The 22,604-nt window shown below is 42.2% G+C and carries 18 protein-coding genes; 13 read left to right on the forward strand and 5 right to left on the reverse strand.

All coding sequences use genetic code 11. The features are described 5' to 3' along the window. Positions 1-68: 68 nt before the first annotated feature. Positions 69-956, forward strand: a complete 888-nt coding sequence (locus ACTRWF_RS14450) for a WYL domain-containing protein (RefSeq protein WP_012518812.1) — start codon at positions 69-71, stop codon at positions 954-956. A gap of 46 nt (positions 957-1,002) precedes the next feature. Here ACTRWF_RS14450 and ACTRWF_RS14455 read toward each other — a convergent pair whose 3' ends face one another. Continuing rightward, positions 1,003-3,135, reverse strand: a complete 2,133-nt coding sequence (locus ACTRWF_RS14455) for a response regulator (RefSeq protein ID WP_462835758.1) — start codon at positions 3,133-3,135, stop codon at positions 1,003-1,005. A gap of 385 nt (positions 3,136-3,520) precedes the next feature. On the opposite strand from ACTRWF_RS14455, the gene ACTRWF_RS14460 reads away from it, so the two are divergent. Together ACTRWF_RS14460 and ACTRWF_RS14465 are read left to right on the forward strand one after the other, a co-directional pair. Next, positions 3,521-5,386: an alkaline phosphatase PhoX gene (locus ACTRWF_RS14460; protein WP_015067474.1), complete on the forward strand. Its 1,866-nt coding sequence runs from the start codon at positions 3,521-3,523 to the stop codon at positions 5,384-5,386. Between the two features lie 65 nt (positions 5,387-5,451). Next, the gene (locus ACTRWF_RS14465) at positions 5,452-7,194 is read left to right on the forward strand and encodes a hypothetical protein (protein WP_462835759.1); all 1,743 of its coding nucleotides are present in this window, start codon (positions 5,452-5,454) and stop codon (positions 7,192-7,194) included. Positions 7,195-7,234: 40 nt separating this feature from the next. On the opposite strand, the gene ACTRWF_RS14470 is transcribed toward ACTRWF_RS14465, so the two are convergent. The 3 genes from ACTRWF_RS14470 to ACTRWF_RS14480 are packed head-to-tail and all read right to left on the reverse strand — an operon-like array spanning position 7,235 to position 9,527. Beyond that, positions 7,235-7,828: a DUF1989 domain-containing protein gene (locus ACTRWF_RS14470; protein WP_012518808.1), complete on the reverse strand. Its 594-nt coding sequence runs from the start codon at positions 7,826-7,828 to the stop codon at positions 7,235-7,237. A 17-nt stretch (positions 7,829-7,845) separates the two neighbouring features. Then, complete coding sequence (gntA, locus tag ACTRWF_RS14475; RefSeq protein WP_462835760.1) at positions 7,846-8,520, reverse strand: guanitoxin biosynthesis heme-dependent pre-guanitoxin N-hydroxylase GntA; 675 nt, start codon at positions 8,518-8,520, stop codon at positions 7,846-7,848. Positions 8,521-8,543: 23 nt separating this feature from the next. Next, positions 8,544-9,527, reverse strand: a complete 984-nt coding sequence (locus ACTRWF_RS14480; RefSeq protein WP_462835761.1) for a galactosyltransferase-related protein — start codon at positions 9,525-9,527, stop codon at positions 8,544-8,546. Between the two features lie 433 nt (positions 9,528-9,960). Between ACTRWF_RS14480 and ACTRWF_RS14485 the strand changes: the two genes are divergently transcribed. Then, a complete protein-coding gene (locus ACTRWF_RS14485; RefSeq protein WP_141154136.1) occupies positions 9,961-10,509 on the forward strand; it encodes a hypothetical protein in 549 nt (182 codons plus the stop codon). Positions 10,510-10,542: 33 nt separating this feature from the next. Here ACTRWF_RS14485 and ACTRWF_RS14490 read toward each other — a convergent pair whose 3' ends face one another. Then, positions 10,543-11,520, reverse strand: a complete 978-nt coding sequence (locus tag ACTRWF_RS14490) for an endonuclease/exonuclease/phosphatase family protein (protein ID WP_462835762.1) — start codon at positions 11,518-11,520, stop codon at positions 10,543-10,545. A 456-nt stretch (positions 11,521-11,976) separates the two neighbouring features. Between ACTRWF_RS14490 and ACTRWF_RS14495 the strand changes: the two genes are divergently transcribed. The 9 genes from ACTRWF_RS14495 to ACTRWF_RS14535 all read left to right on the forward strand — a co-directional run bounded on the left by ACTRWF_RS14495 (position 11,977) and on the right by ACTRWF_RS14535 (position 22,572). Further along, positions 11,977-12,576, forward strand: coding sequence for a BON domain-containing protein (locus tag ACTRWF_RS14495; protein ID WP_023559745.1), 600 nt, complete (start codon positions 11,977-11,979; stop codon positions 12,574-12,576). A gap of 154 nt (positions 12,577-12,730) precedes the next feature. Continuing rightward, positions 12,731-13,881 (forward strand): IS3 family transposase gene (locus ACTRWF_RS14500; RefSeq protein ID WP_085929704.1). Its coding sequence is split into 2 segments (ribosomal slippage): positions 12,731-13,007 and positions 13,007-13,881, totalling 1,152 coding nucleotides; the frame shifts between segments, so codons are not numbered across the junction. Positions 13,882-14,279: 398 nt separating this feature from the next. Then, on the forward strand, positions 14,280-15,302 hold the full coding sequence (locus ACTRWF_RS14505; RefSeq protein ID WP_462835763.1) for an AraC family transcriptional regulator ligand-binding domain-containing protein: 1,023 nt from the start codon (positions 14,280-14,282) through the stop codon (positions 15,300-15,302). Positions 15,303-15,563: 261 nt separating this feature from the next. Beyond that, the gene (locus ACTRWF_RS14510) at positions 15,564-16,352 is read left to right on the forward strand and encodes an enoyl-CoA hydratase/isomerase family protein (RefSeq protein ID WP_008305457.1); all 789 of its coding nucleotides are present in this window, start codon (positions 15,564-15,566) and stop codon (positions 16,350-16,352) included. A gap of 40 nt (positions 16,353-16,392) precedes the next feature. Then, positions 16,393-17,631, forward strand: a complete 1,239-nt coding sequence (locus tag ACTRWF_RS14515) for a thiolase family protein (RefSeq protein WP_008305456.1) — start codon at positions 16,393-16,395, stop codon at positions 17,629-17,631. A gap of 57 nt (positions 17,632-17,688) precedes the next feature. Beyond that, a complete protein-coding gene (locus ACTRWF_RS14520) occupies positions 17,689-18,834 on the forward strand; it encodes an acyl-CoA dehydrogenase family protein (protein WP_008305455.1) in 1,146 nt (381 codons plus the stop codon). Between the two features lie 59 nt (positions 18,835-18,893). Further along, positions 18,894-19,670, forward strand: coding sequence for an SDR family NAD(P)-dependent oxidoreductase (locus tag ACTRWF_RS14525; RefSeq protein ID WP_008305454.1), 777 nt, complete (start codon positions 18,894-18,896; stop codon positions 19,668-19,670). Between the two features lie 324 nt (positions 19,671-19,994). Continuing rightward, complete coding sequence (locus ACTRWF_RS14530) at positions 19,995-21,101, forward strand: CaiB/BaiF CoA transferase family protein (RefSeq protein ID WP_008305453.1); 1,107 nt, start codon at positions 19,995-19,997, stop codon at positions 21,099-21,101. A 271-nt stretch (positions 21,102-21,372) separates the two neighbouring features. After that, a complete protein-coding gene (locus ACTRWF_RS14535; RefSeq protein ID WP_100970741.1) occupies positions 21,373-22,572 on the forward strand; it encodes an IS4 family transposase in 1,200 nt (399 codons plus the stop codon). Positions 22,573-22,604 lie beyond the last annotated feature (32 nt).

Consider the following 22,604-nt stretch of genomic DNA (forward strand, 5'->3'; position numbering starts at 1 on the left):
ATTTCTTTTGCTATTTACATGCGGCTTTAAATGAACCACACTGAATAAAATTACAATAAGTGCGCACCATGTTAGAAACCATTTCTTTTTCTCAACGCCAACGACTGGCGTATATCGATTTCTGCCTTTTGTTTAAAGGGGCTATTCATCGCCAAGACTTAATAAATCGCTTTGAAGTGGGGCTATCGGCCGGCTCTCGTGACTTTACGCTCTACAAAGAACTAGCGCCCGATAACTTAATCTACGATCCAAGAGAAAAGCGTTACTTTCAAACAGAAAACTTTCTTCCAGTTTTCGAGCACGATGCCAAACGTACCTTGGTAAAGCTTGCCAACGACATATCAGACGGGTTTGATGCCATTGGCGATTTGCACTTTCCGGTAGAAAGTGCGTCTTCGCTGAACGTACCTGATATTTTTGTGGTAGCGAAAGTAGTACAAGCCATAGTTAACAAAAAAGCGATGAGCGTTATTTACACATCGTTATCTAGCGGCAGTGGCGCACGTGAACTTGTGCCCCATAGTATTGTTGATAATGGTCAGCGATGGCATGTTCGCGCATTTGACAGAAAGTCGCAGAGCTTTCGAGACTTTGTATTAACCCGCATTAGCAAGGTAACGGTTAAAGCAGAGCCTGAAGTGCATGAGTGCATTGAGCAGGATGAAGAGTGGGGAAGGTTGATCCCTCTTGAGATTGTGCCTCACCCTAAAAACATTAAATTTCCTACTGCCATTGAGCTTGATTATGCGATGGAAGAAGGCGTACTCACCTTAGAAGTACGCGCCGCTATGGCGGGCTATTTACTGAGGCGCTGGAATGTAGACTGTACCAAGCATGCAAGTTTGCGTTCAGGTGAATATCAACTTTGGCTTAAAAACCGCCAAAGCCTTGCTGATACGGATAATCTTGCTATTGCGCCAGGGTATACTGCAGAACAAGCTGCCTATACGGCATAGCAGGCCTCGGGGTATGAGTAACGACTATCTGTGCACTCCATGCCTCTTAGCTTGCTAGGTGTTTTCTAATACAAGATAAAAGGGTGTCTTTGTCTATTGGCTTCGCCATAAAGTCAGTCATTCCCGCGGCCAAACACTCTTCTTTATCTTCTGCAAACGCATTGGCCGTAAGGGCCACTATTGGCGTTGTAATATCCAAAGCGTTCCGCAAAATAGAAGACGCTTCGATGCCGCCCATTATGGGCATATTACAATCCATTAAAATGAGATCGAAATTATGGCGTTTAACCACGTCAATGGCATCTTTACCATTTTTGACGTGCAGAAACTTATAGCCTTCAGACTGCATGATCGTTTTAACGATTTCAGCGTTAATTTCGTTATCTTCGGCAAGTAAGATACGTTTCTTTTTGTTAGCCGCTGCGGTATCGGTAGTTACTTGGGGCGTTGTATCAACAAGCTTATTTAGGTCGTGCTCTAGCTCTCTACGATTAATCGGTTTCACGTGAGTTCGCCAAATTAGCCCGATTATTTCATCGTCGCTTTCCTCTTCTAATCTTTCGAGCTCCGCAGATATTAAAATAACCTTCGGAAATGGTTTGGGGTTCAATGTCTTTAATTGTCTGAGTAAATCAATACCGCTCATTTCCGGCATGGATAAATCCAAAATGATAACGTCAAAACTTAACGGAGTGTCTGACAGGAACGCTTTTGCACTACCGTAGCTTTGAGAGCTGATAGACATTGCATTGACCACGTGCTCAAAATATTCGCGACTGGTCTGCAAATCATCTACAACAGCGCAGCGCACGGAAGAACCTGGCTGTACGGTTATCTCAGGCAGGTGGCACTCTTTTGCGGCCATTGTAAAACTAAACGTGCTGCCTTGACCGACAAATGAGGTGACAGTGATATCGCCATTCATTAATTGAGCAAGTTGTTTTGCGATGCTTAAACCGAGCCCGGTACCGCCAAAGTCTCGGGTTGTCGTTTTGTCTGCTTGTTCAAATTTTCTAAAAATATTGTCTAGTTTCGATGACGCTATACCTATACCCGTATCGATGACATCAAAGGACAAGAAGTTGCCGTTTGGATGTTTGGTATATCGCACTTTAAGCGTTACCGAACCACGTTCGGTAAACTTAATAGCGTTGTTCAATAAGTTATGTAAGATTTGCGAAATCCGCGTTATATCACCTTCCACGACATGTGGTAAATCTGGGTCTTTCAAATAGATAAATTCAAGACCTTTTCGTTGACAGTACACGCGTTGTAGTGACACCACGTCATCGAGTATCTGCAACAAGTCTACTGGTGCTTGCTCTATTTTTATTTTGCCCGCTTCAATTTTAGATACATCTAATATGTCGTTGATCAGTACCAGCAGTTGGCGCCCCGCTGTTTTGGCTTTTTTTAGATAGATACTACTTTTTTCAGGGTTATCAATGGCTAGCTCTATCATGCCGAACAGCCCATTCATCGGGGTACGAAGTTCGTGGCTCATGCTAGAAAGAAACTCAGATTTTGCTTTACTTGCTTTTCGTGCTTTTTCAGCCGTTTCTTCTGCTTCTGCCTTCAAACGTGTAAGTTTCGAAAATGCCTGTTTTACGGTTTGTTCCATGGGGGAAAAGATAAAAACTGCTTCTATGCAAAGCAGTGCTAGCGTGGCTAACCATAAGTAAAACTCTATGGATAAGACCGTATCTACTTGGTTCGACGCATCTTGCTCGAAAAGCGTTACCACGTAATCGAGTTGCTTCAATAATTCGGTGAGTGCCTGAATATCTAACGGCGCAATGGTTTGACAATTGGTGGCTGTTAAAGCGCGCTCGACATTTTTGATGTACTGGTTAACGTTTCTATCTAATTTTTCCTCGACGAAATACACATTGAAAATAGGAAGGGGAAGGTTGTTTTTCGAGACTAGCTGCTGGTGGTTTGCTTTAAATTGTGCCAGTGCTTGTTCTAGATACTCCCGCTCCGGGCCACTGCTACACGTTTTGCCGGTAGATAGCATTAGCGCTATACGCTGAGAAAGCATACACTGTTGACCCGCAACATTAATAGTCTCAGCATCTTGTTTTTGCTCACTAATTAAGTCGTGCATCACTATAAATGAAAGCGTGACAAGTGTAGCTATAAGCACGAGGGCAGCGATGTAACGGACACGTATAGACATAAAAGTAAGTTTGGCGCAGTGATAACTAAAAGATAATAGATACCAAGTAGTTACGCAATGTAACTACTAAACTAAATAAAAGGTTCCCCTTTTAACTCCAATATCGTGGGTAGCAATAAAAAATTCACAAACTGACCGAATGGTTCAGCTTTATTGAATGTCTATTCAATAACCTCAGTAACCTCGCTGGCTGCAAAGGCATTTTTCTTCACGTTTTTCTATTTTTCTATCGGGTTGTCAACAAATCGTCATTTTCGTGTCAAGACTATGTCACTGAAGTGTCACAAATGTCATCCACACTTTTGGCCGCTAAGACCGTTTACAGAGGTAAGTCTTCTGCTTTCCTCCACTCAAAATAGAAAACAAATATAAGCAAGGAACCATAATGAAAAGCGAAACTCTTCGTGGGATTAAGTATTCAGCGATTGCATTAGCGGTAACAGTAGGTATATCAGCCTGTTCACTAGAAGGTGATGACGGTGAAGACGGCGCACAAGGCGCTCAAGGCCCAGCAGGTGAGCAAGGCCCAGTAGGCGAACAAGGCCCTGTGGGCGAACAAGGCCCAGAAGGCGATACTGCGGGAACGCTTACCCGTATTGCTACGGTGCCCCTTGGCGCAGAAGTAACGGGTATTTTTCTTACTGACGAAGGCGATTTGTTTTTTAACGTACAGCACCCGTCGGGCACGAATGCGGCAACAACAAGTGTAAACGAAATGCCAATCAACACGGGTACGGTAGGAGTGTTAGCAGGCGCAAATTTCAACAATTTACCCGTTACTTTACCCAACTCTCCAGTACCTAGCTCTGACGAAGAAAAAGAGTTGGTGGTTTCTGCCATTGGTCAATACCAGGTACTCGGCCAAACCGGCGACACTTTTGGTACAGATCTACCTGAAGGCCTTGGCCACATCTACACCCTTGATGGCGAAGAGTTAGTGCTTGAAAACGATATGCCAGACTTCAATGGCTTCATTTCAACAGCAGAAGGTGAGGGTTACCTTTTTTCTAACTGGGAAGAGCTTCCCGGTGGTATGAGCCGCATGAAGGTAGAAAAAGATGAATTTGGCATGTGGGAAGTTACAGAAGCTATGATGCTAGACTTTTCGCCAGTATGGGGCACTGCGGCAAACTGCTTTGGTTCTATGTCGCCTTGGGGCACGCCACTTACCTCGGAGGAGTGGGTCGTTAACTCTTCTGTAGATTCAACCACATCACCTAGCTGGAACAACCCTGAAGCGGTATCAACTGACGCTCGCTTAGGTCGTATGTGGCAGATGACCGCGCCTGATGCGCCAAACCCATACAACTACGGTTATATCGCAGAGGTGACCGATCCGCTTGCCGACGAGCCAGTAATTGTTAAGCATTTTGCCATGGGTCGCTACGAGCATGAAAACTCAACGGTGATGCCCGATGGAAAAACGGTTTATCTTTCACAAGATGATACCGGCGGCGTGCTGTTCAAATTTGTAGCAGACACAGCAGAAGACTTATCAGCTGGTACGCTTTACGGCGCCAAACTTACCCAAGATGCGGGTCAAAACGACCCAGCGACAACGGGCTTCGCTGTTGAGTGGGTTGAATTGGCAAGTGGCGATAATATGACAATTCGCGCGTGGATTGACGAATACAACGGTATTGGAACGGACGACTACGTGGACGGCCAAAGCTCGTATATCACCATGGCTGACGTTCAAGCATGGGCAGACGGCGATGCGACTTACCCCACAGTAGAAGAAGGTGGTTCTAGCGTAACTGCGGGAGAGCCAATGGATAACCGCGTAGCTTTCCTTGAAAGCCGTGCAGCAGCGCGACTTAAAGGAGCAACGGCAGAGTGGAGAAAACTAGAAGGTATCTCTATTAACCAGAAGCGCGCAAAAGAAGCGGTTGAAGGTGTTGATACCATTGAAGGTGAAGTCGTGGAAAATGCTTACCTATATATCGGTATTGCAGATATCGACAACACGATGGTTGACGGTGAAGGCGACATGCAGCTATCTGCCCGGGTAAAAGACTGCGGTGGTGTATACCGCGCTAAGCTTGAAGCAGGCTATAACATTACGCGTATTGAGCCTGTGGTAATGGGTGGTACGTACCGCTCAAGCCTAACTGGTGCAGAGCGTTGTGACGTTGAGCAGCTTTCTCAACCAGATAACGTTGTAGTCATGAACGACGGCCGTATTCTTATCGGTGAAGACGGTTTCCAAGAAAACAACACGCTGTGGATGTATGAACCAGCAGATAAGTAAGTTTTCTTTTTAATTTAAAATACGCCGGGTGTTTACGCGCCCGGCTTTTTTCCGTTGTGACGATTATGAAAATACTAAAAATAATTCCAGGTGCAGGCATTCTGCTTTCACTACTTATCAGTGCAGGATGCACTGAAAACACAAGTGCTGATTTAAGCAATCAATCAAATACCGGAGTAAGCGCAAGTACTTACTCTGCCAATGGAGACGGGCCTTCATCGGCTCAAACAGATGCCGATAGCACACATTCCTACCCATACCGAGAAGGGGACGATATTCCCGCTCTTGCGTATATTGAGCATAATGAAGTGTATAACCATGAATCGGTGATCCCTCCCCAGTGCTATACCAAAACAGAAGGCGTAAATAACCCTTGTTACGCATGTCACCAAAGTTACGATTCGATAGAGAAGCGCCCTAATCAAATGGGTGATGGTACGCTACAGGGTAATTATGAATTTTCCGATGTGGGGTTAACGAATAGCTGGAAGAACCTGTTTATTGACCGTACGTCGCTTATAGCGGGTATTGACGACGCAACGATCAAAAAATATGTAAAAGAAGATAATTATACGGCGTCGTTAGAAAAAGATGTCATGCCTGATTATATGCGCATTGAAAACCTCAGTTCTGCTGACAACGCGTTTGATAAAGACGGCTTCGCGAAAGATGGAAGCGGGTGGGTGTCTTACAATTACAAGCCTTTTCCAAGTACGTTTTGGCCGACTAATGGTTCGACAGGCGACGCCATGATCAGGCTTCCTGATGACTTTCAAACGCTAAATGGGGAGTACAACAAGGCTATCTATACATTGAACCTAAGCTTGATTGAAATGGCGCTTAAAGAGCTTGATACATTAACTGTAGCGCCGGTCAATGAATTAGTACTGAACATTGACGTAAACCAAGACGGTAAGCTCACAAAATCAGTGACTAAAATTGCCCGTTCCTCTCATTATGTTGGCGATGCAAGAGCAGTTCCGCTCGCCCATATGCTTTACCCTGAAGGCACAGAATTCTTACATACCGTGCGCTATATCGGTGTCGATGAAGATGGCACTATATACAATGCACCGCGTATGAAAGAAGTACGCTACATGAAAAAGCACATGTTTAGAAGCCGTGAGAGCCTCGCTTCTGCCTATTATGCTGAGGCAAAAGATAAGCACTTTGAGAAGCTGCCTCAAACCCGTTATTTAGGTGAAAAAGGTATTGATAATGGCTTTGGCTGGACCATCAATGGTTTCATCGAAAACGAACAGGGCGAGCTTCGGGCCCAACACGACCAAGAACTCGCGTTTTGTAATGGCTGTCACAAGACCGTGGGCTCTACCTTCGACCAAACTTTCTCCTTTGCTCGAAAAGTACCAGGCCAAGCAGGGTGGGGTTACATTAACCTTAAAGAAATTGAAGACGTGCCGAATATCAATGAAGAAAAAGGTGAGTTCTTGACGTATATGGAGCGGGTCGGTGGTGGTGATGAATTCCGTCAAAACGGGGAGATGCTTGCTAAATGGTTTGATGAAAAAGGCATGGTGAAAGTCGAAGAAGTACAGCGTGCCAAATCAGTGTACGACATCATTACGCCTTCACCAGAGCGCGCTTATGCGCTTAATAAAGCCTATTTAACTATCGTGAAAGAGCAAAGCTATTTGTTTGGTCGTGACGCAACGCTCACTGAAGCGACGAATGTACTCAGCACGATAGATGCAGAGCAGCCCCCGCTTAAGCCTGAACACCGTTTTAAGTGGGATATGCGCCTTAACTGGCAAGCTGAAGCGCCTAGCGCTATCGCAGAAACGCGATAGCGCTTAAAGTTCAGTCTAAAAATGAGCGTTTGCTCGTGAACTAAAGTGTGTTCGCGGGCAAAATTTCAAATTGGATAGGCTTATACCTGAAGTTGTTCGATTCACCGGCTGAGCATGCGGTAAGACCTACAATCATATCCATTTTCGCTTCAAATACGGTATAGTCGCCAGCTTTACTTTTCGGTGGTAACACGGCAATTTTCCCTGCACTGTCTACCTCTACATTCATAAACGTATTGAAGGTAGTACACACATGATGTTCAGGAATATCGAACTCTGAGAACGCTGCAACGAGGTTACCGTGACAGCCTGGCACAGGTGCTTCATCTGGGTAAAAGTGTTTGAACGTGTCAACGCTGCAAGGGGTTAAAAGGAAATCGTGGTCCTCTACCGTGTCCTCTACAATTTCAAACATCACATTACTTCGATTCGAATAAAGTTTGCTGCTTTTTTTAAATTGAATACTTTCGTTGTAATCTAGGCTTCGACCCGAAGAAATAAACTCTTCTTTGTCATGCTCATTAAATGCATAAAGGTCGGCCACTTGTTCCCCTTCTGGGTCGATTACTTTCAGCAGTTCGCCTTTTTTAATCGTAAATGCTGTGCCGCTTCTTGGCTGAATTGTTTGTCTCATACTGGACCTTTTTGTCTTTATGAAGATTGATGTTTTACCTGTTTAAACGGGCATTCCCAATTTTCAGAATGTTTCTTTCCACTGTACTGGTAAACTTCTGAGCTATCGCCGTGGTTTGCTAACAACGTGTTTTTACTGCCGCAATAGGCGACGTCGCGCTTTCTAATATGATCTCTAAATGCTTCAAACTTCTGTTGTTTACGAAGCAGTTCAAACTGTTCGTGTAAATTAAACACAATAGCGGGGTTGGAAAAGCGTCGACTTTTACGCGACGCATTTGGGTGTAAGCCGATAACGAAAAAACCTTTTCCGCCTAAACTTAAACTAAATTGCGCACTGTGTGGATCGCTGGAAACTTTACTATCCCAAGACTTTAAACAGGCATCCACTTCATGCAGGCGTTGTAGTTTTTCCCAGAGCACTTTATCAAATTCGCTCTCGCTAATCGTATCAGGCTGCTCAAAGGTAACAACCAGTGAAGAGTACATATCGCACTTTAACGTAAACGTTTCTACGAATTTGTGGATGGACGCCAAAATGTCAGTTTCGTTGGAATCACAGCGAAAATCATCATACTGATTTATATGAATTTGTTGCTTAGTAAGCGCGCTTTTAGCCCCTACGCAGGGAAACTCATCGTCCCCCACGAAGGAGAGAAAACGGGCTTCTAAGTCCGGCTTTACTATAGACATTCCATATCTCCTTCCCTACGTGTTCAAGCCGTTGTGCTTAAAACCTCTTGGTTTTTAGCCGGCGAATGAAAAGAGGTGAATGCGACTGTATTAGCGTTAGAACTAGGGCTTAAAGTACCTATAGAGGGGGGGGGAGCCGCCTCGTCTTCATGTTCAGGAAGCTGAACTATCTTCACACCATTCGCTTTAAAGTCTGCGTTGATATAGCCTTCTTTTGCATAGGCATTAAGCACATTTTCGCAAGGGTAAAAGCCCCATTTCGAATAAAAACGCTGGGCGTTATGCACAAAGTCCAACAAATGATTTACCGGACATTGATAGTTAGGGCGCTGCGGCGCAAACGTGCGGGTAGGTAATTGCTCGAGTGAATATCCTAACGCTCGACAATTGGTAAAAAAGTCTTCGTCGTTTAGTCCGAAACCCGCGTAGCCTTCATCGAAGCCGTCGGTTTTCTGAAAGTCTGCCTTACGAATAAAAAACACTGTAGAACAAATACTATCGTCACTAAACTTTCCATGATGGTTTTCCTTTTCTCTCGAAGGTATTTCGTTGTTATCATCTTCCGGCAACGTTTCATCGTTACTCGCTAGATAACCAATTTGCTGTTCATTTTTTGAAATGTCTGAATAAGGCTTATTGCAGCGTTCACTGGGTAAAAAGACTACTGAAGTAAAAACTACTGAATTGTCCTTTAAAGCCAGCAAACCATCTCTAAATAATGATGGCGAAATCACGGCATCAACGTTTAGATATGCGAGGTTTGCATGTTTAGCTGCTTGCATACCTTTGTTTCGCGCTTTCGCAATAGGTAATTCGCCTTGCGTTGTAAACTTGTGCACGATGTCGAATTTATCGCTTTTAATCAGCGAAAGGTCTGACGGTGGGGCCATCCAAACGAGTACAAGCTCGTCAGGCGTCGGAGAGCACTGCTCCAGTTGCGAAATTAAATTGCAAAGCTTCTCGGTTCTGCTTTTAACAATAGTTACTGCACTTACTGGCGAACGCATACTCAACCTCCTTTGATAGCCCTGCGAATGCTTATTAGCTTCAACGGTGCACCTTGCACGTTATACTTTCGTAGTAAGCAAGGTGCGTTCCCAATATTTAAGTTACTGAAAATTCTAATTTATTTGTATTTTTTGTGGCAATTTCGCTATTGGTTACTCGCGCAAGCGAGCAATAGGTGCAAAGAAGGAGAAAAATTTACAAAGCAAACGCAATAGCTTTGCCCCAGCCTCGTATTTTGCTATGCTTTGATAGTAGGTTTAAGCATTACAATTCAACAATTTAAATGTCCCTACATGTATCATTAAACACGTTGTTTATCGAAAAACTTGGGGTTCTTTTCTAAGAGTTGTTCGGTCTGAGTGTAGGTAAATCTTCAGCCTTACTTGTAACGTATTAATTTAGGTATTTCTTTTTCTGTGGTGGACAAAGGCTGTGGAATCACAATCGTCTGTAATTATAAGGCAGTACGACAAGCAATCGCTTAAAGTCGTGGATGTCATATCGGGTATTTCTCCTAATGCAATGCGTCGCGTGTTTGGTGGCTGGATATTTTTTGCCGCTGTTGTCGGCGTCATCATTAGTGTGGCGCCAGATTTAAGTACGCAATTTATCGGCCTAACGCTTTTTGTGCTCGTTGCTTTCACGCTTATTATGTTCGGCCAAAGCCGGATATCAGAGGGGTGGCCAGCTATTATTTGCGATGACGACTTGATTGGCGTGGTACGCGATCCGGTTAAGCGCGAGTATATTTGTGTGAAGTCTTCGCTTGTTAAGGCGGCGAACCCAACGCTTATCAAGCCAAACAAGAAAGCAATAGAGATTGTTTTAGACACTGAGCAGCTGTCAGAGGAAGAGCAAAAGGTACTTGACCAAGCTGTTTGGCCCAGAGAAGGGAAGCTTATCGGCTTAGCGCATTTTAAAAAGCGCGAAGACGCATGCGAAAGCCTAATGTGGTGTGTAGAACACAGAGGCTCTCACTAAAAACAAACAATAGTTTGGTTCGCGCTTATAGGTTTACTGTTCAATAAACGCGAGCTCCGTGTATAAAGGGTAATGGTCAGAGCCAATGCCCTCTAATTTTTCAATATGAACGAGCGCAAAGTGCCTAGAGTGAAATACATGGTCAAGGGGCCATTTTACTAACGGGTACTTTGCGTGGAATGTATTATAAAAGCCACGCCCCTCTCTTGGGTCTAATAGCCCGCTAATTTTTTTAAATTTACGGGTGGTAGGAGACCAGGCTACGTCATTAAGGTCGCCCGCTACAATTATCGGCCCTTCTGTTTTAGCTATTTCTTCGCCCACTACCGTTAACTCAATGTCCCGCGGCTTCGCGTAAGTATTTTCTGTAGGGCTAGGCGGTTTCGGATGAAGAAAATAGAGTAACGCATCTTTACCTTTGTGCTTTATTTTCACTTTCATTGACGGTACATCATCTTCAATCAAGAAGTTCAATGCGGCCTCTTCAAAAGGGATCTTACTGTATAAGTGCATGCCATAGAGGTTTTCTAACGCACAAAATTTTCGATAAGGGTATTCCGATTCAATTTCGCTAATCCCTTTTTGCCACTTCTCGTTGGATTCTAGCGTAACCAAAAAATCAGGCTGCTTATTTCTAACATGCTCAATAAGTTTACGAAAATCATTATTGGGCATATACACGTTGCTAGACAACACGCTGAGGGTGTCTTGTGGTTTCGCGTTTTTTATTCTAGTAACTTCACGTTTGTAAAACGGCGTGTAGGGAATAATCCAGATAATTTGGTAAACAAGGCTTATTGTTAAGCCACCTACGGCTAATGCGTTAACGAAAAAAGGAATATTGGTAGAAGGCCAATTAACCACGTGGCATATAAGCAGGAAACCTATAATAACGGAAATTTGAAGACGCGGAAATTCCCACACTCTAACTAACCAGTGGGAAGAAGGAAGTAACGGGGTAAAGCTGACTATTATAAAGAGTAGCGATGCGATAATGAGCGCAATATCCATCTTTTGGGCGTCCTTGATTTAAAAATTAAGTGTCTTGCTTGTCTTTAATCTGCATCAGAGTTAACTGCAGACAATAGCGATATATTAAGAAAAGTGTTCGATACCTTAGTTAATTGAAGTATCGAAACTATGCCAGCTATCATTACGCGGATTTTGTTAAATCAGTTTAATCTTCCTAGTTGTACTTCGCTTGCTCGTTACATTATTCAAGCATTAACTCATCGATCAACTTAACTAGCTACTCAACTACCTACTCAACTACCTATTTAACAATCAGACCACCTTTGATAACCGCAAAATCATAAAGTAAAAAATTCTCGACCTAAGGCAAAGTTTGCAATCAGTGGGGTAGAGTATCCAGGCGAATGATCAATAAAAAGCAATTATTTCAATATGTTACTTTGTTGGCAAGGTTCTGGCATTGCTAAGTTCGAGTTTCGACAAAGGAGAAATGTTATGAAACGTTCAATACTTTCGATGATTGTTGCCACATCTTTAACTACTGCTGCATATGCAGGTGATATGGACACAGATAATAAATGGGAAAAAGGTGCCAAAGACGCATGGATAGACGGTAAAGCCGAGGCGACGCTGTTATTTAACGGCAACCTTGACTCTTTTGACATTAATACAGACGTTAAAAACGGTAACGTCGTTTTAACCGGTAAGGTTGAAAACTCTGTCGATAAAAAGCTGGCAGAAGAGCTAGTAGCAAATATCGACGGCGTAACTTCTGTAGACAATAAGCTTACCGTTGTTGCTGATAACGATATGCATTCTGACATGTCAGATGACATGGAAGAAGGCGTAGAGGAAGGTACGAGTGAATTGACAGATGCAAAAATTGCAACAGTTATAAAAACTCGTCTATTAATGGACACCGACATTTCGGGCTTCGACATCGATGTTGATGTGGAAAACGGCATTGTGAAGCTAACCGGTGAAGTTGATTCCGACGCTGAGCGTGACCTAGCAGTGGAAATTGCTAAAAACGCGTCAGATGTTAAAGACGTTGAAAGTGACCTACGTGTTGTTACTGAAACTGCAATGAATTAAGGGTTTCTTTATTCGACTTAATGGAAAAAGGGGCGCTCGCCCCTTTTTTCTTGCCAGACGTAAGTAAGGTAGAATGGTTAGCACACCGACTGATCTGCTTTAATCAAACAGGACACTTTAATAATGGAATATAATCCAATTATTGAGGTGTTAAATGACAAAACGAACAAACAGAAGTTACACGGCTGAATTTAAACAAGAAGCTGTCAAATTGGTAACCGAGCAAGGCTACAGCGTACCAAAAGCAGCAGCGTCTTTAGGTATCACAGATAAGTTACTTTATCACTGGAAAGCTAAATTCGAGGCTGAGCAATCTGGAGCCAGTTTAAATGCGGATGAACGAGCAGAGCTGCTAAAACTACGTAAGGAAAATAAAGAGCTAAGGATGGAAAAAGAGATTTTAAAAAAGGCCAGCGCCCTCCTGCTAAAGGAAACCAAGTAACGTTTAAAACGATTAAGCAGTTATCTTCGGCATTTCCCGTAGTTAAGCTCTGTAAAGTGATGAAAGTAAGCCGTAGTGCTTATTACGCTTGGCTCAAACGGCCAGTCAAAATCATCACAGCAGAGCAACTGAACTTATATCGAATGGCAAAGCACTTCTTCGAGAAAAGCAGAAATAGCTTAGGTTATCGGGAGCTTAGAAAGAAGTTACGCAGAGAGGGCTTTAACGTCAGTGATTATGGCGTTCAGAAGTTAATGGCAACACTTGGCTTAGTTGTGACTCAACGAGTGGCATACAAGGTGACAACCAAACGCAAACACAGTGATGCTGTTGCTGATAACCTGTTGAACCAGAACTTTAACCCTGTTGCACCAAATCAGGTCTGGGCTGGTGATGTGACTTACTTAAGAACAGGTGAAGGCTGGATGTACTTAGCCATTGTTATGGACTTATATTCACGCCGCATCGTTGGTTGGCATATCGACAAACGAATGACGACTGACTTAGTAAGCAAAGCTATGATGAAGGCTTATAACTTGCGCCAACCGCCTAAAGGCTTAGTGTTTCACTCGGATAGAGGCTCACAATACACCAGTAAGCATTATCGTAAATTGCTAGCCAATTTCGGTATAAGAGCGAGCATGGGTGATGTTGGTGCTTGTTGGGATAATGCGGTAGTTGAAAGGTTCTTCGGCAGCTTAAAACATGATTGGCTATTGAAAATACCACAACCAACTCGTGAACATATGAGAAATGATGTAACTGCGTATATGCGCTATTACAACTTAGAGCGACTTCATACCGCTAATGGTGATCTGTCGCCAATAGAATATGAGCAAAGTTCCTTAAGAAAAGTGTCCTGATTTAGTTGCGCAGAACACGTTTGGTGCTACATTTAATGTGTACAATGACGGCTCATACCCAATGCTTAGTATTGGCTATAGATATTAGCTATTACATTAACCCAACCTTCTTTAAGCTAGAGCTCCTTTTCTTCACTTCTTCAACATAAAGCCAATTACATTTAGAAATTGGCTCAACCTATTGTTATTACAGCAGTTCTATTAAAATTGCGTGTTGGCCTATATAAATATCAAATTTAGTCACTATTTAGTTACTTGATAAATGTAATTTTTATTATACTTTTAAATTAGTTAAACGCATTTTGATGATAATTATTTAAAGGTTCTATCATTGTTTTATTCGTGTATCATTATGATAGAAAAATGATAATAATAAAATTAGTGAGTTAATACTTTCTATGACAACATCAACTAATAATGAACCTAAAACTATATTCAGTTGGGCGAGTGCCATTGCGTTAGCATTAGAGTCTGAAGGGATAGACAGCCAAGCTTTGTTTAAAAAAGCTGGCGTTGATTTAGTTACGTCATCAGAGCCAAGTTACCGTATTGAAACCGTTAAAATTACGGAAATTTTTAGGCTGGCAGTAGAAGCAACGGGCATAACAGGTTTTGGGTTGTTAGCTGGTAAAAACTTTCATCCTGGCAGCTTTCACGCGTTTGGTTATTCGTTATATGCGAGTAACAATTTAAATGACTTTTGCCAACGCATAGTACGCTATTTCCGCTTACTTAGTGATAACGGCATTCATACGTTAACTGAAACAAAAGATGATTATGTGTTGGATATTGAAATTATCAATACAGTAACTTGTGATGAAACTATTGAAGGCTGGTTAATGGCTATTGTTCAAATGTGTCGACATATTTTCCGCCCTAACTTTAACCCTTTAAAAGTTCAACTCGTAAGGGAAAAACCAGAAATTGGGGCAGAGTTATTTGAGCAGTCATTTAAATGCCCTGTTGAGTTTTCTTCCAAATTAAACGCGATACATTTTGCTAAAGAAGATATGTTTGTTCAACTGCCTGCAGCAAGTTCTGAATTGGCGCGAGTGAACGATGAAATTGTTATTCAGCATTTAGCACGTTTAGATCGCTCTGATATTGTACGCCAAGTTGAAACTAAAATTATTGAGCTATTGCCTACTGGGGAATGTAATAAAGAGCGTATTGCTTCATTATTAAATATGAGCCCGAGGAATATGCATGGCAAACTAGAACAACGCGATACTAGTTACCAAGAAATTTTAGACGACTTACGCTCACAATTAGCAATTCAATATATTGAGCAAGACTCAATGAGTATTAGTCAAATTACCTATCAACTAGGCTTTACTGATACTAGTAACTTTTCTCGTGCATTTCGTCGTTGGATGGGGCACTCACCAAGTGAATATCGAAAAGCTAAAGCTGAAAATTAAACAAATATAGTATGGGCTTTCGTTTGGAGCCCATACTTAAACTTCCAATTTTCTAAACTTGTTTATTTTAAAATCTCACTCTAATATATTGAATTTTAAACTGTTTATTGTTTTTCTAAATATACCTTCCTAACTATTCCCATACTTTTTTCCTAAACCCATACTTTTGGCTGGTTTTTTTTGCGTTTTTATTTTTTAGAGTAGAACCATCTCAAGACTTAGCGTGTTTATGGCTAACAAAATAAAAATTAGGAATTAGTGATGAGTGAAGCAAACTTACTTTTTGAAAACCGAGATGGTATTGCCTGGTTAACATTAAACCGCCCGAAAGGAATGAATGCAATCAATGGTGAAATCATTGAACTTTATGAAAAGTATATTCCTGAAATAGCTAATAATGATGAAATTAGAGCCGTTGTTATTACTGGCACTGGTGCTGCTTTTTGTGCAGGGGCAGACTTAAAAGAAGTATTGGCATCACAAAAGCTACCTCCTGGAGAGAAAGACTTTTTAGATCGATTATGTGAAAACGTATTTAATCCACTACGTGACTTTCCAAAGCCAGTAATTGCAGCGTTAAATGGTATTACTATGGCGGGCGGTCTAGAAACAGCTATGTGTGCAGATATAGTGGTGGCTGCTGAAAGTGCAGTCATTGGTGATGCTCACGCGAACTTTGGCGTATACCCTGGCGCTGGAGGGGCAGCCTTATTACCTCGAATTATCCCTCACAATGTAGCTAAGTATTTATTGTTTACTGGTGAAACTTTATCTGCACAAGAAATGAAAACATATGGCTTTGTTAACGTAGTTACAAATGATGATGAGCTACAAGATAAAACACAAAAACTTGCACTCAAAATTGCCTCAAAAAGCCCAATTGCACTTCGTCGTATGAAAGAAGTGGCTAATCAAGCTTTAGATAAATCGAGAGATGCAGCATTAGAGCATGAGCAAGTATTGTTAAGAAAGCATATGCGTTCATACGACTTTACCGAAGGCTTAACTGCGTTTTCTGAAAAACGTAAACCGCAATTTATCGGCAAATAGCAAGAGTTGCTTAATTAAGCTAATAATAGGAACCAAGAACATGAGTAATATTTATATCGCAGGTGTTGGCATGACTAAGTTTGGTCGACACATCGAACGTACATTAGAAAGTTTGACTGGCGAAGCAATTGAAAAAGCACTTGCTGATGCTGGTTGTGATAAAGACGAAATTGGAACGGCATTTTTCACTGGCTGTACTCAAGGCCATTTACATGGTCAGGGTATGGTACCCGGACAAGTTTACTTAAGTAAAAATGGTATTGAAGGTATCCCTATCTTTAATGTTGAGAATGCTTGTGCTTCAGGTAGTTCAGGTTTTTATCTAGCCAACCAAATGCTTAAATCAGGTGCATGTGATATTGCACTAGTTGTTGGCGCAGAGAAGATGAATGTAGCCGACAAAGCTAAGATGTTCTCTGTATTTGATGGTGCATGGGATGTGAGCAATCCAGAGCAAAACCTTAAAACTTTATTAAAGCCTGCTGAAGGTTTTGAAGTGCCACCAGGTACAACCTCAGAGCGCCCTTATAGTGTGTTTATGGATGTATATGCAGCTTTTTGTCGTAACCATATGAAAACATTTGGTACAACTCAAAGACAAATAGCGGCAGTGAGCGCTAAGAACCACCAGCACTCAGTTCATAATGAATTGTCGCAATTTAGAGACCCTTATACGATTGATGAAGTAATGGCAGCTCCACCAATTACTTACCCTTTAACTTTACCTATGTGTGCACCTATTTCAGACGGTGCGGCAGCGGTTGTGGTTTGTAATGAAGAAGGGCTGAAAAAATTAAATGCCGAAAAGCGCGCTGTTCGAGTACTTGCTGCTGTTATTCGCAGCGCTACTAGCCGACCAGCTGATCAGTGGGATCAGCACTGTGAGCATTTAGCGGCAAAAGAAGCCTATGAAATAGCGGGTGTTGGTCCACAAGATATGGACGTGGCTGAAGTTCATGATGCAACAGCAATGGGTGAAATTTTACATGCTGAAAACCTTGGTTTAGTTGGTTTTGGTGAAGCTGGACCAGCTGCAGAAAATGGTGACTTTACAATTGGAGGCCGCATTCCAATTAACCCATCAGGTGGCTTAGAGTCTAAAGGTCATCCGCTAGGTGCGACAGGGCTTGGTCAAATTCATGAGCTTGTTGTTCAACTTCGTGGTGAAGCCGGTGCTCGTCAGGTTGTTGGTGCTAAACATGCGGTACATGAAAACAGCGGTGGGTTAGTAGGTATTGAAGAAGGCGCTGTGTCAATTAACATTTTAGCAAAAGCTTAATTTTATTAAGTGGCTAGTATCGACCTTGTAAAAGATTAATGTAATGAGGAATAAATAATGAACTTCCAAATGACTGAAGAACAAGAAATGGCCGTTGAGTCGGTTCGTAAATTCGTACAAAACGAGATTGAACCAGAAATTAGAGCTCACGGTGAAAGCCACTTTAGCAAAGAACAATTGGTAAAGTGGAGCAGTAAATTATCTGAATTTGGCTATATCAGTGCTCCACACCCAGAAGAAAGTGGTGGCTATGGAATGGACTGGAAAACGCATCTTTTAATTTGGGAAGAAGTTGCGGTAGGTTCATTAGATCTCGCGCTTACTGGGTTAATTAACGTAGCAGGTATTGATTTGTTAATTAATAATGCTCCTCAACATATCATTGATGAGTATGTACCAGGTTTAATTTCGGGTGAGAAGTTTATTTCTATTGGTATTTCTGAACCAGATGTGGGTTCAGATGTAGCTGCTGTTAAAACTCGTGCGGTAAAAGATGGCGATGAGTGGGTTATTAATGGCGAAAAAACTTGGATTTCAAATGGCGAACATATGGATATATTCGTTTGTACCTGTAAAACAGGCGAAGGTGAATTAACGCATATTGCTATTCCTGCCGACACACCAGGTTTAGAAGTTAAGGGAATTGAAAAAATGGCGTTAAACAGCCAGTCAACTTCTCAAATTTTCCTTGCTGATGTTCGTGTGCCTGTAGCGAATACGGTTGGCAAAGAAGGTGATGGATTAAAAAATACATTGGTAACGTTTGAACGTGCTCGTTGTCATATGGCGGCTTGGGGTTATTCAATTGCTCGTCGTGCGCTGGAAGAATCTGTTAAATATAGTCAAGAGCGTACACAGCATGGCAAACAGATTGCGGGTCACCAGCTAATTGCACTTAAAATTGCTAAAATGGCAACTGAAATTGATGCGGCTCGACTATTAACTTTACGTGCTGCTGACATGATTGATAATGGTATTCGTTGTGACAAAGAGTGCTCAATGGCGAAATGGTACGGTACTGAAATAGCGGTTACTGCTTGTCGTGATGCTGTGCAAATACACGGTGGTAATGGTGTTACTAAAGAATTTATTGTTGAACGTTTAGCTCGTGAAGCGATTGTTGGACCAATTCCTGATGGGACTACAGAAATTCAGCAGTTGTTAATTGCTCGCTTGTTAACAGGTATTCAAGCATTTAAATAATTCTATCGTTGGTTACTGCAAGTTAACCAGCATGTGTATAAAAATTTGAGAGAAAGTTCATGAATTTGCAAGATAAAGTTGTTGTTATAACAGGTGGCGCTTCTGGCTTAGGTAAAGCGACAGCAGAATATTTAGTAGCAGAAAAGGGCGCTAAAGTTGCCTTGTTTGACCTAAATGAAGACGCAGGCAATGCGACCGTGGCTGAGCTTGGGGAAGATAAGGCTATCTTTTGCCAAACTGATGTAACAAGTGAAGAAAGTATAGATGCTGCGATTGCTGCTGTAATGGATAAGTTCGGTGCAATTCACGGTGACGTTAATGCGGCTGGTATTCCACTACCGTGTAAAATTTTAGATAAAGAAGGTATTGCTTCAAGCCTAAAAAAATACGCTACGGTAATTAACGTTAATTTATGTGGTGTATTTAATGTGATGGCTAAATGTGCTGAACAAATGGCAAAGAATGAGCCAGACGAAAAAGGTGAACGAGGAGTGATTATAAACATTTCATCGGGGGCAGCTTTTGAAGGGCAAATTGGTCAAAGTGCATATTCAGGTTCAAAAGCCGGAGTTAATGGTATGAATATTCCAGCTGCACGAGAATTAGCCCGTTACGGTATTCGTGTAAATTCAATTGCACCAGGTTTATTTGGTACGCCTATGGTTAAGTCGCTAGGTGAAAAAGTGGTTAATTCACTTGTAGAAATGTGTGAAGCGCCTAAACGTATGGGTGAAATGGAAGAGTTTGCACATACTTGTTCTTTCTTATTTGAAAATGGCTATATGAATGGTCGTATTGTCCGATTAGATGGCGCTACAGTGATGCAAGCTAAGTAAGTTCTTAATAAGTTATTAAAGCACCTTTAAGGTGCTTTTATACCAATTGCATTAAATATTTAGTCAGTTCAGAGCTGTGTCAGGGGAGTTAGAACAAAGCAAATTGATGCAGGTGTAGCATTCTCCACTAAAGCAATTTGTAAAGTTATTACTCTCCTGACAAGCTCCCGAAGGGCGAGTTTAAAAGGCTTATATGCTTGCGTTATTGATTTTGATAAGGGAATAACCATTACCTGCAACCAATGCCTTGCCTCTAAGCCTTTTAACTCTCGCTGAATGATCAAATATTTAATTTAATTGGTATTATAACGTGGAGAAAATGAAATGGGACCACTAAACGGTATAAAAGTTGTTGAGTTGGCTGGCTTAGGGCCATGTCCGGCAGCTGGTATGATACTAGCTGACTTTGGGGCTGAGGTTATTTTAATTGAACGTAAAACGGCTAACCCTAACGCTGGTATTGATTTAGATAGCAATAAAGATGCTTCATTTTTTAAGCGTGGTAAAAAGTCGATTGCACTAGACTTAAAAAATCCTGATGATGTTGAAACAGTATTGAAGCTTGTTGAGCAATCAGACGTGTTAATTGAAGGGTTTCGCCCAGGCATTACTGAAAAGTTGGGGCTTGGACCGGAGGTTTGTCATCAGCGCAACCCAAAACTCGTATATGGTCGTATGACTGGTTGGGGGCAAACAGGACCTTTAGCAAAAAATGCTGGCCATGACATCAACTATGTATCAATTACTGGAGCCTTGCATTATGGCGGTTTACCTGACGATGCACCATATCCAACACCAACCTTAGTGGGCGATATTGGTGGTGGCACCTTACCATTGGTCATTGGTATAACTTCAGCGCTTTTATATGCACAAAACACTGGCCAAGGGCAGGTGATTGATGCAGCTATTTGTGACGGCACCATTTATAGCATGGGGTTGTTAACCAGTATTAGGGCGCAGGGGTTGCTACGTGAAGAAAAAGGGCAAGACTTTTTCGGCGCAGGATCTCATTGGTGCAATACTTATCAATGTGCTGACGGGAAATATGTTTCAGTTCAAGCGTTAGAGCCTAATTTTTATAAAGAATTAGTTACATTGTGTGGCTTTGCTGATGATGATGACTTTGCTCAGCAGAACAATAAAAAGTTGTGGCCTCAAGCAAGAGCAAAAATGGCGGCATTTTTTGCAAGTAAAACTCAAGCACAATGCAACGATATTTTAGAAGGAACTGATGCTTGTTATGCACCTGTTTTATCTATTCCAGAAGCAGCTGAGCATGAGCATATTAAGGCGCGTGGCTGTTATACAGGTGAAGGTCAATATTTACAGCCAACACCTGCGCCTAAGTTTAGTGTTAGCCAGCCTTGTATTGGTGAAATTCCTAACGTTGGGCAACATACAGCAGAAATTTTAAATTCGCTGAACAAGTAAATACGAATACTTAACCTCGCACTGGTAAGTGCATTTCTCCTCTGTAGGCTAATTGACTTGGAATGTCCTCGCTTTTAGCCTCTTTTTATTCCTTTTAAAATTCTACATCTTCTTGTATTTGTTCTTTTGTATTAAAAGATGCCTACTTTAGAGTAAATACTTAACTCTGAGCTATCCCCACGAATAGTAAAATAAAGTCAAAGAGTTAGGGAACATTCATGGCATTTGGTGATCAGATCTTTCGCCAAAAAAAACCAACACAGAAAACACCATGAATGCACGCTCTATATTGAACAATCTTGTCTCTTTTGTCAGCCATAAAATGCATAAAACCCGCAAACAGGCCGTTGTCGCCTGTGTGCGAAGCTTGATTGAGAGCGGTTCGGCCACTGTGACCAGTATGGGGCGCGGTATCCGTTCCAATGCCTATGAGAAACACCGTATTAAGCGGGCTGACCGGCTGTTATCTAATGGTCACCTCCAGCGTGAAGTACCGTTTATCTATGCAATGATTTGCCGGTTATTTTGTACCTGTAAACATCCTGTCATTGCCGTTGACTGGTCAGATTTGGATAAGTGCAAAAAGCACTTTTTACTTCGCGCCGCAATTGTCGTTAAAGGGCGGCCTATTACCCTTTATCAGGAAGTGCATGATAGAAAAGCCAGTGCAAAAGCGACTACACATAGAGACTTTTTAGAGATATTGCACACGCTCTTACCGGATACCTGCCAGCCCATTATTGTCACTGATGCGGGCTACAAATCGCCGTGGTTTCGTGAAGTGCAGGCATTGAGATGGCATATTGTCGGACGTGTGCGAAAGCCACATTTATATTCGCTGGATGGCGGTAATGAATGGCAATCTATCGCTGAGCTTTATCTAAAGGCTACAACACGGCCCAAGCGATTTGATAACGCGCTTATCGTCAAGTCACGACCTTTTGCCTGTACCTTGGTGTTGGTTAAAGAGAAAGCGAAAGGTCGACGAGCGTTTAATGCCAATGGCTCGCGCCAACGGGATACCAATTCATTGAAATATGCTGATGGCGCAAGAGATCCGTGGCTACTGGCGACGTCATTGCCCTACCATCGTCACTTATCTAAACAAGTCATCGATATTTATCGCCAGCGCATGCAAATAGAAGAAGGCTTTCGGGATATGAAAAGCACGCGCTTTGGTCTGGGGTATGAAAATAATCGCAGCACAACCAAGACACGCATTACTGTTCTGGTCTTGCTTACCACACTGGCTTCGTTAGTGGCTGTACTGTTGGGCATGCTATTAGTTGTCAGTAACAAGCATCGACGCTTTCAGGCAAATACCGAAACAAAATCCGTACTATCCTTTCACTTTCTTGGCTTGAGAGCTTTTAACACCTCAATGCGATTTACCCTGCATCAGTGGAAAAAGACGATCCGCTGGCTTGATGAACTCACCGCTGAAGCTTGCATGAGCAAGATTACATGCTAAATTCGTGGGGATCCCTCAGTACTTAACTGCAT

The sequence above is a fragment of the Alteromonas sp. G5_S2_22_S1 genome (genome assembly GCF_054968525.1).

What these genes read in the sequence shown, in the direction of transcription:
- ACTRWF_RS14490 (WP_462835762.1), bottom strand. Translation starts at nt 11,520, where the DNA reads ATGGATATTGCGCTCATTATCGCATCGCTACTCTTTATAATAGTCAGC.
- ACTRWF_RS14495 (WP_023559745.1), top strand. Translation starts at nt 11,977, where the DNA reads ATGAAACGTTCAATACTTTCGATGATTGTTGCCACATCTTTAACTACT.
- ACTRWF_RS14535 (WP_100970741.1), top strand. Translation starts at nt 21,373, where the DNA reads ATGAATGCACGCTCTATATTGAACAATCTTGTCTCTTTTGTCAGCCAT.
- ACTRWF_RS14450 (WP_012518812.1), top strand. Translation starts at nt 69, where the DNA reads ATGTTAGAAACCATTTCTTTTTCTCAACGCCAACGACTGGCGTATATC.
- ACTRWF_RS14460 (WP_015067474.1), top strand. Translation starts at nt 3,521, where the DNA reads ATGAAAAGCGAAACTCTTCGTGGGATTAAGTATTCAGCGATTGCATTA.
- ACTRWF_RS14480 (WP_462835761.1), bottom strand. Translation starts at nt 9,527, where the DNA reads ATGCGTTCGCCAGTAAGTGCAGTAACTATTGTTAAAAGCAGAACCGAG.
- ACTRWF_RS14530 (WP_008305453.1), top strand. Translation starts at nt 19,995, where the DNA reads ATGGGACCACTAAACGGTATAAAAGTTGTTGAGTTGGCTGGCTTAGGG.
- ACTRWF_RS14470 (WP_012518808.1), bottom strand. Translation starts at nt 7,828, where the DNA reads ATGAGACAAACAATTCAGCCAAGAAGCGGCACAGCATTTACGATTAAA.
- ACTRWF_RS14515 (WP_008305456.1), top strand. Translation starts at nt 16,393, where the DNA reads ATGAGTAATATTTATATCGCAGGTGTTGGCATGACTAAGTTTGGTCGA.
- ACTRWF_RS14520 (WP_008305455.1), top strand. Translation starts at nt 17,689, where the DNA reads ATGAACTTCCAAATGACTGAAGAACAAGAAATGGCCGTTGAGTCGGTT.
- ACTRWF_RS14510 (WP_008305457.1), top strand. Translation starts at nt 15,564, where the DNA reads ATGAGTGAAGCAAACTTACTTTTTGAAAACCGAGATGGTATTGCCTGG.
- ACTRWF_RS14505 (WP_462835763.1), top strand. Translation starts at nt 14,280, where the DNA reads ATGACAACATCAACTAATAATGAACCTAAAACTATATTCAGTTGGGCG.
- ACTRWF_RS14465 (WP_462835759.1), top strand. Translation starts at nt 5,452, where the DNA reads ATGAAAATACTAAAAATAATTCCAGGTGCAGGCATTCTGCTTTCACTA.
- gntA (WP_462835760.1), bottom strand. Translation starts at nt 8,520, where the DNA reads ATGTCTATAGTAAAGCCGGACTTAGAAGCCCGTTTTCTCTCCTTCGTG.
- ACTRWF_RS14455 (WP_462835758.1), bottom strand. Translation starts at nt 3,135, where the DNA reads ATGTCTATACGTGTCCGTTACATCGCTGCCCTCGTGCTTATAGCTACA.
- ACTRWF_RS14525 (WP_008305454.1), top strand. Translation starts at nt 18,894, where the DNA reads ATGAATTTGCAAGATAAAGTTGTTGTTATAACAGGTGGCGCTTCTGGC.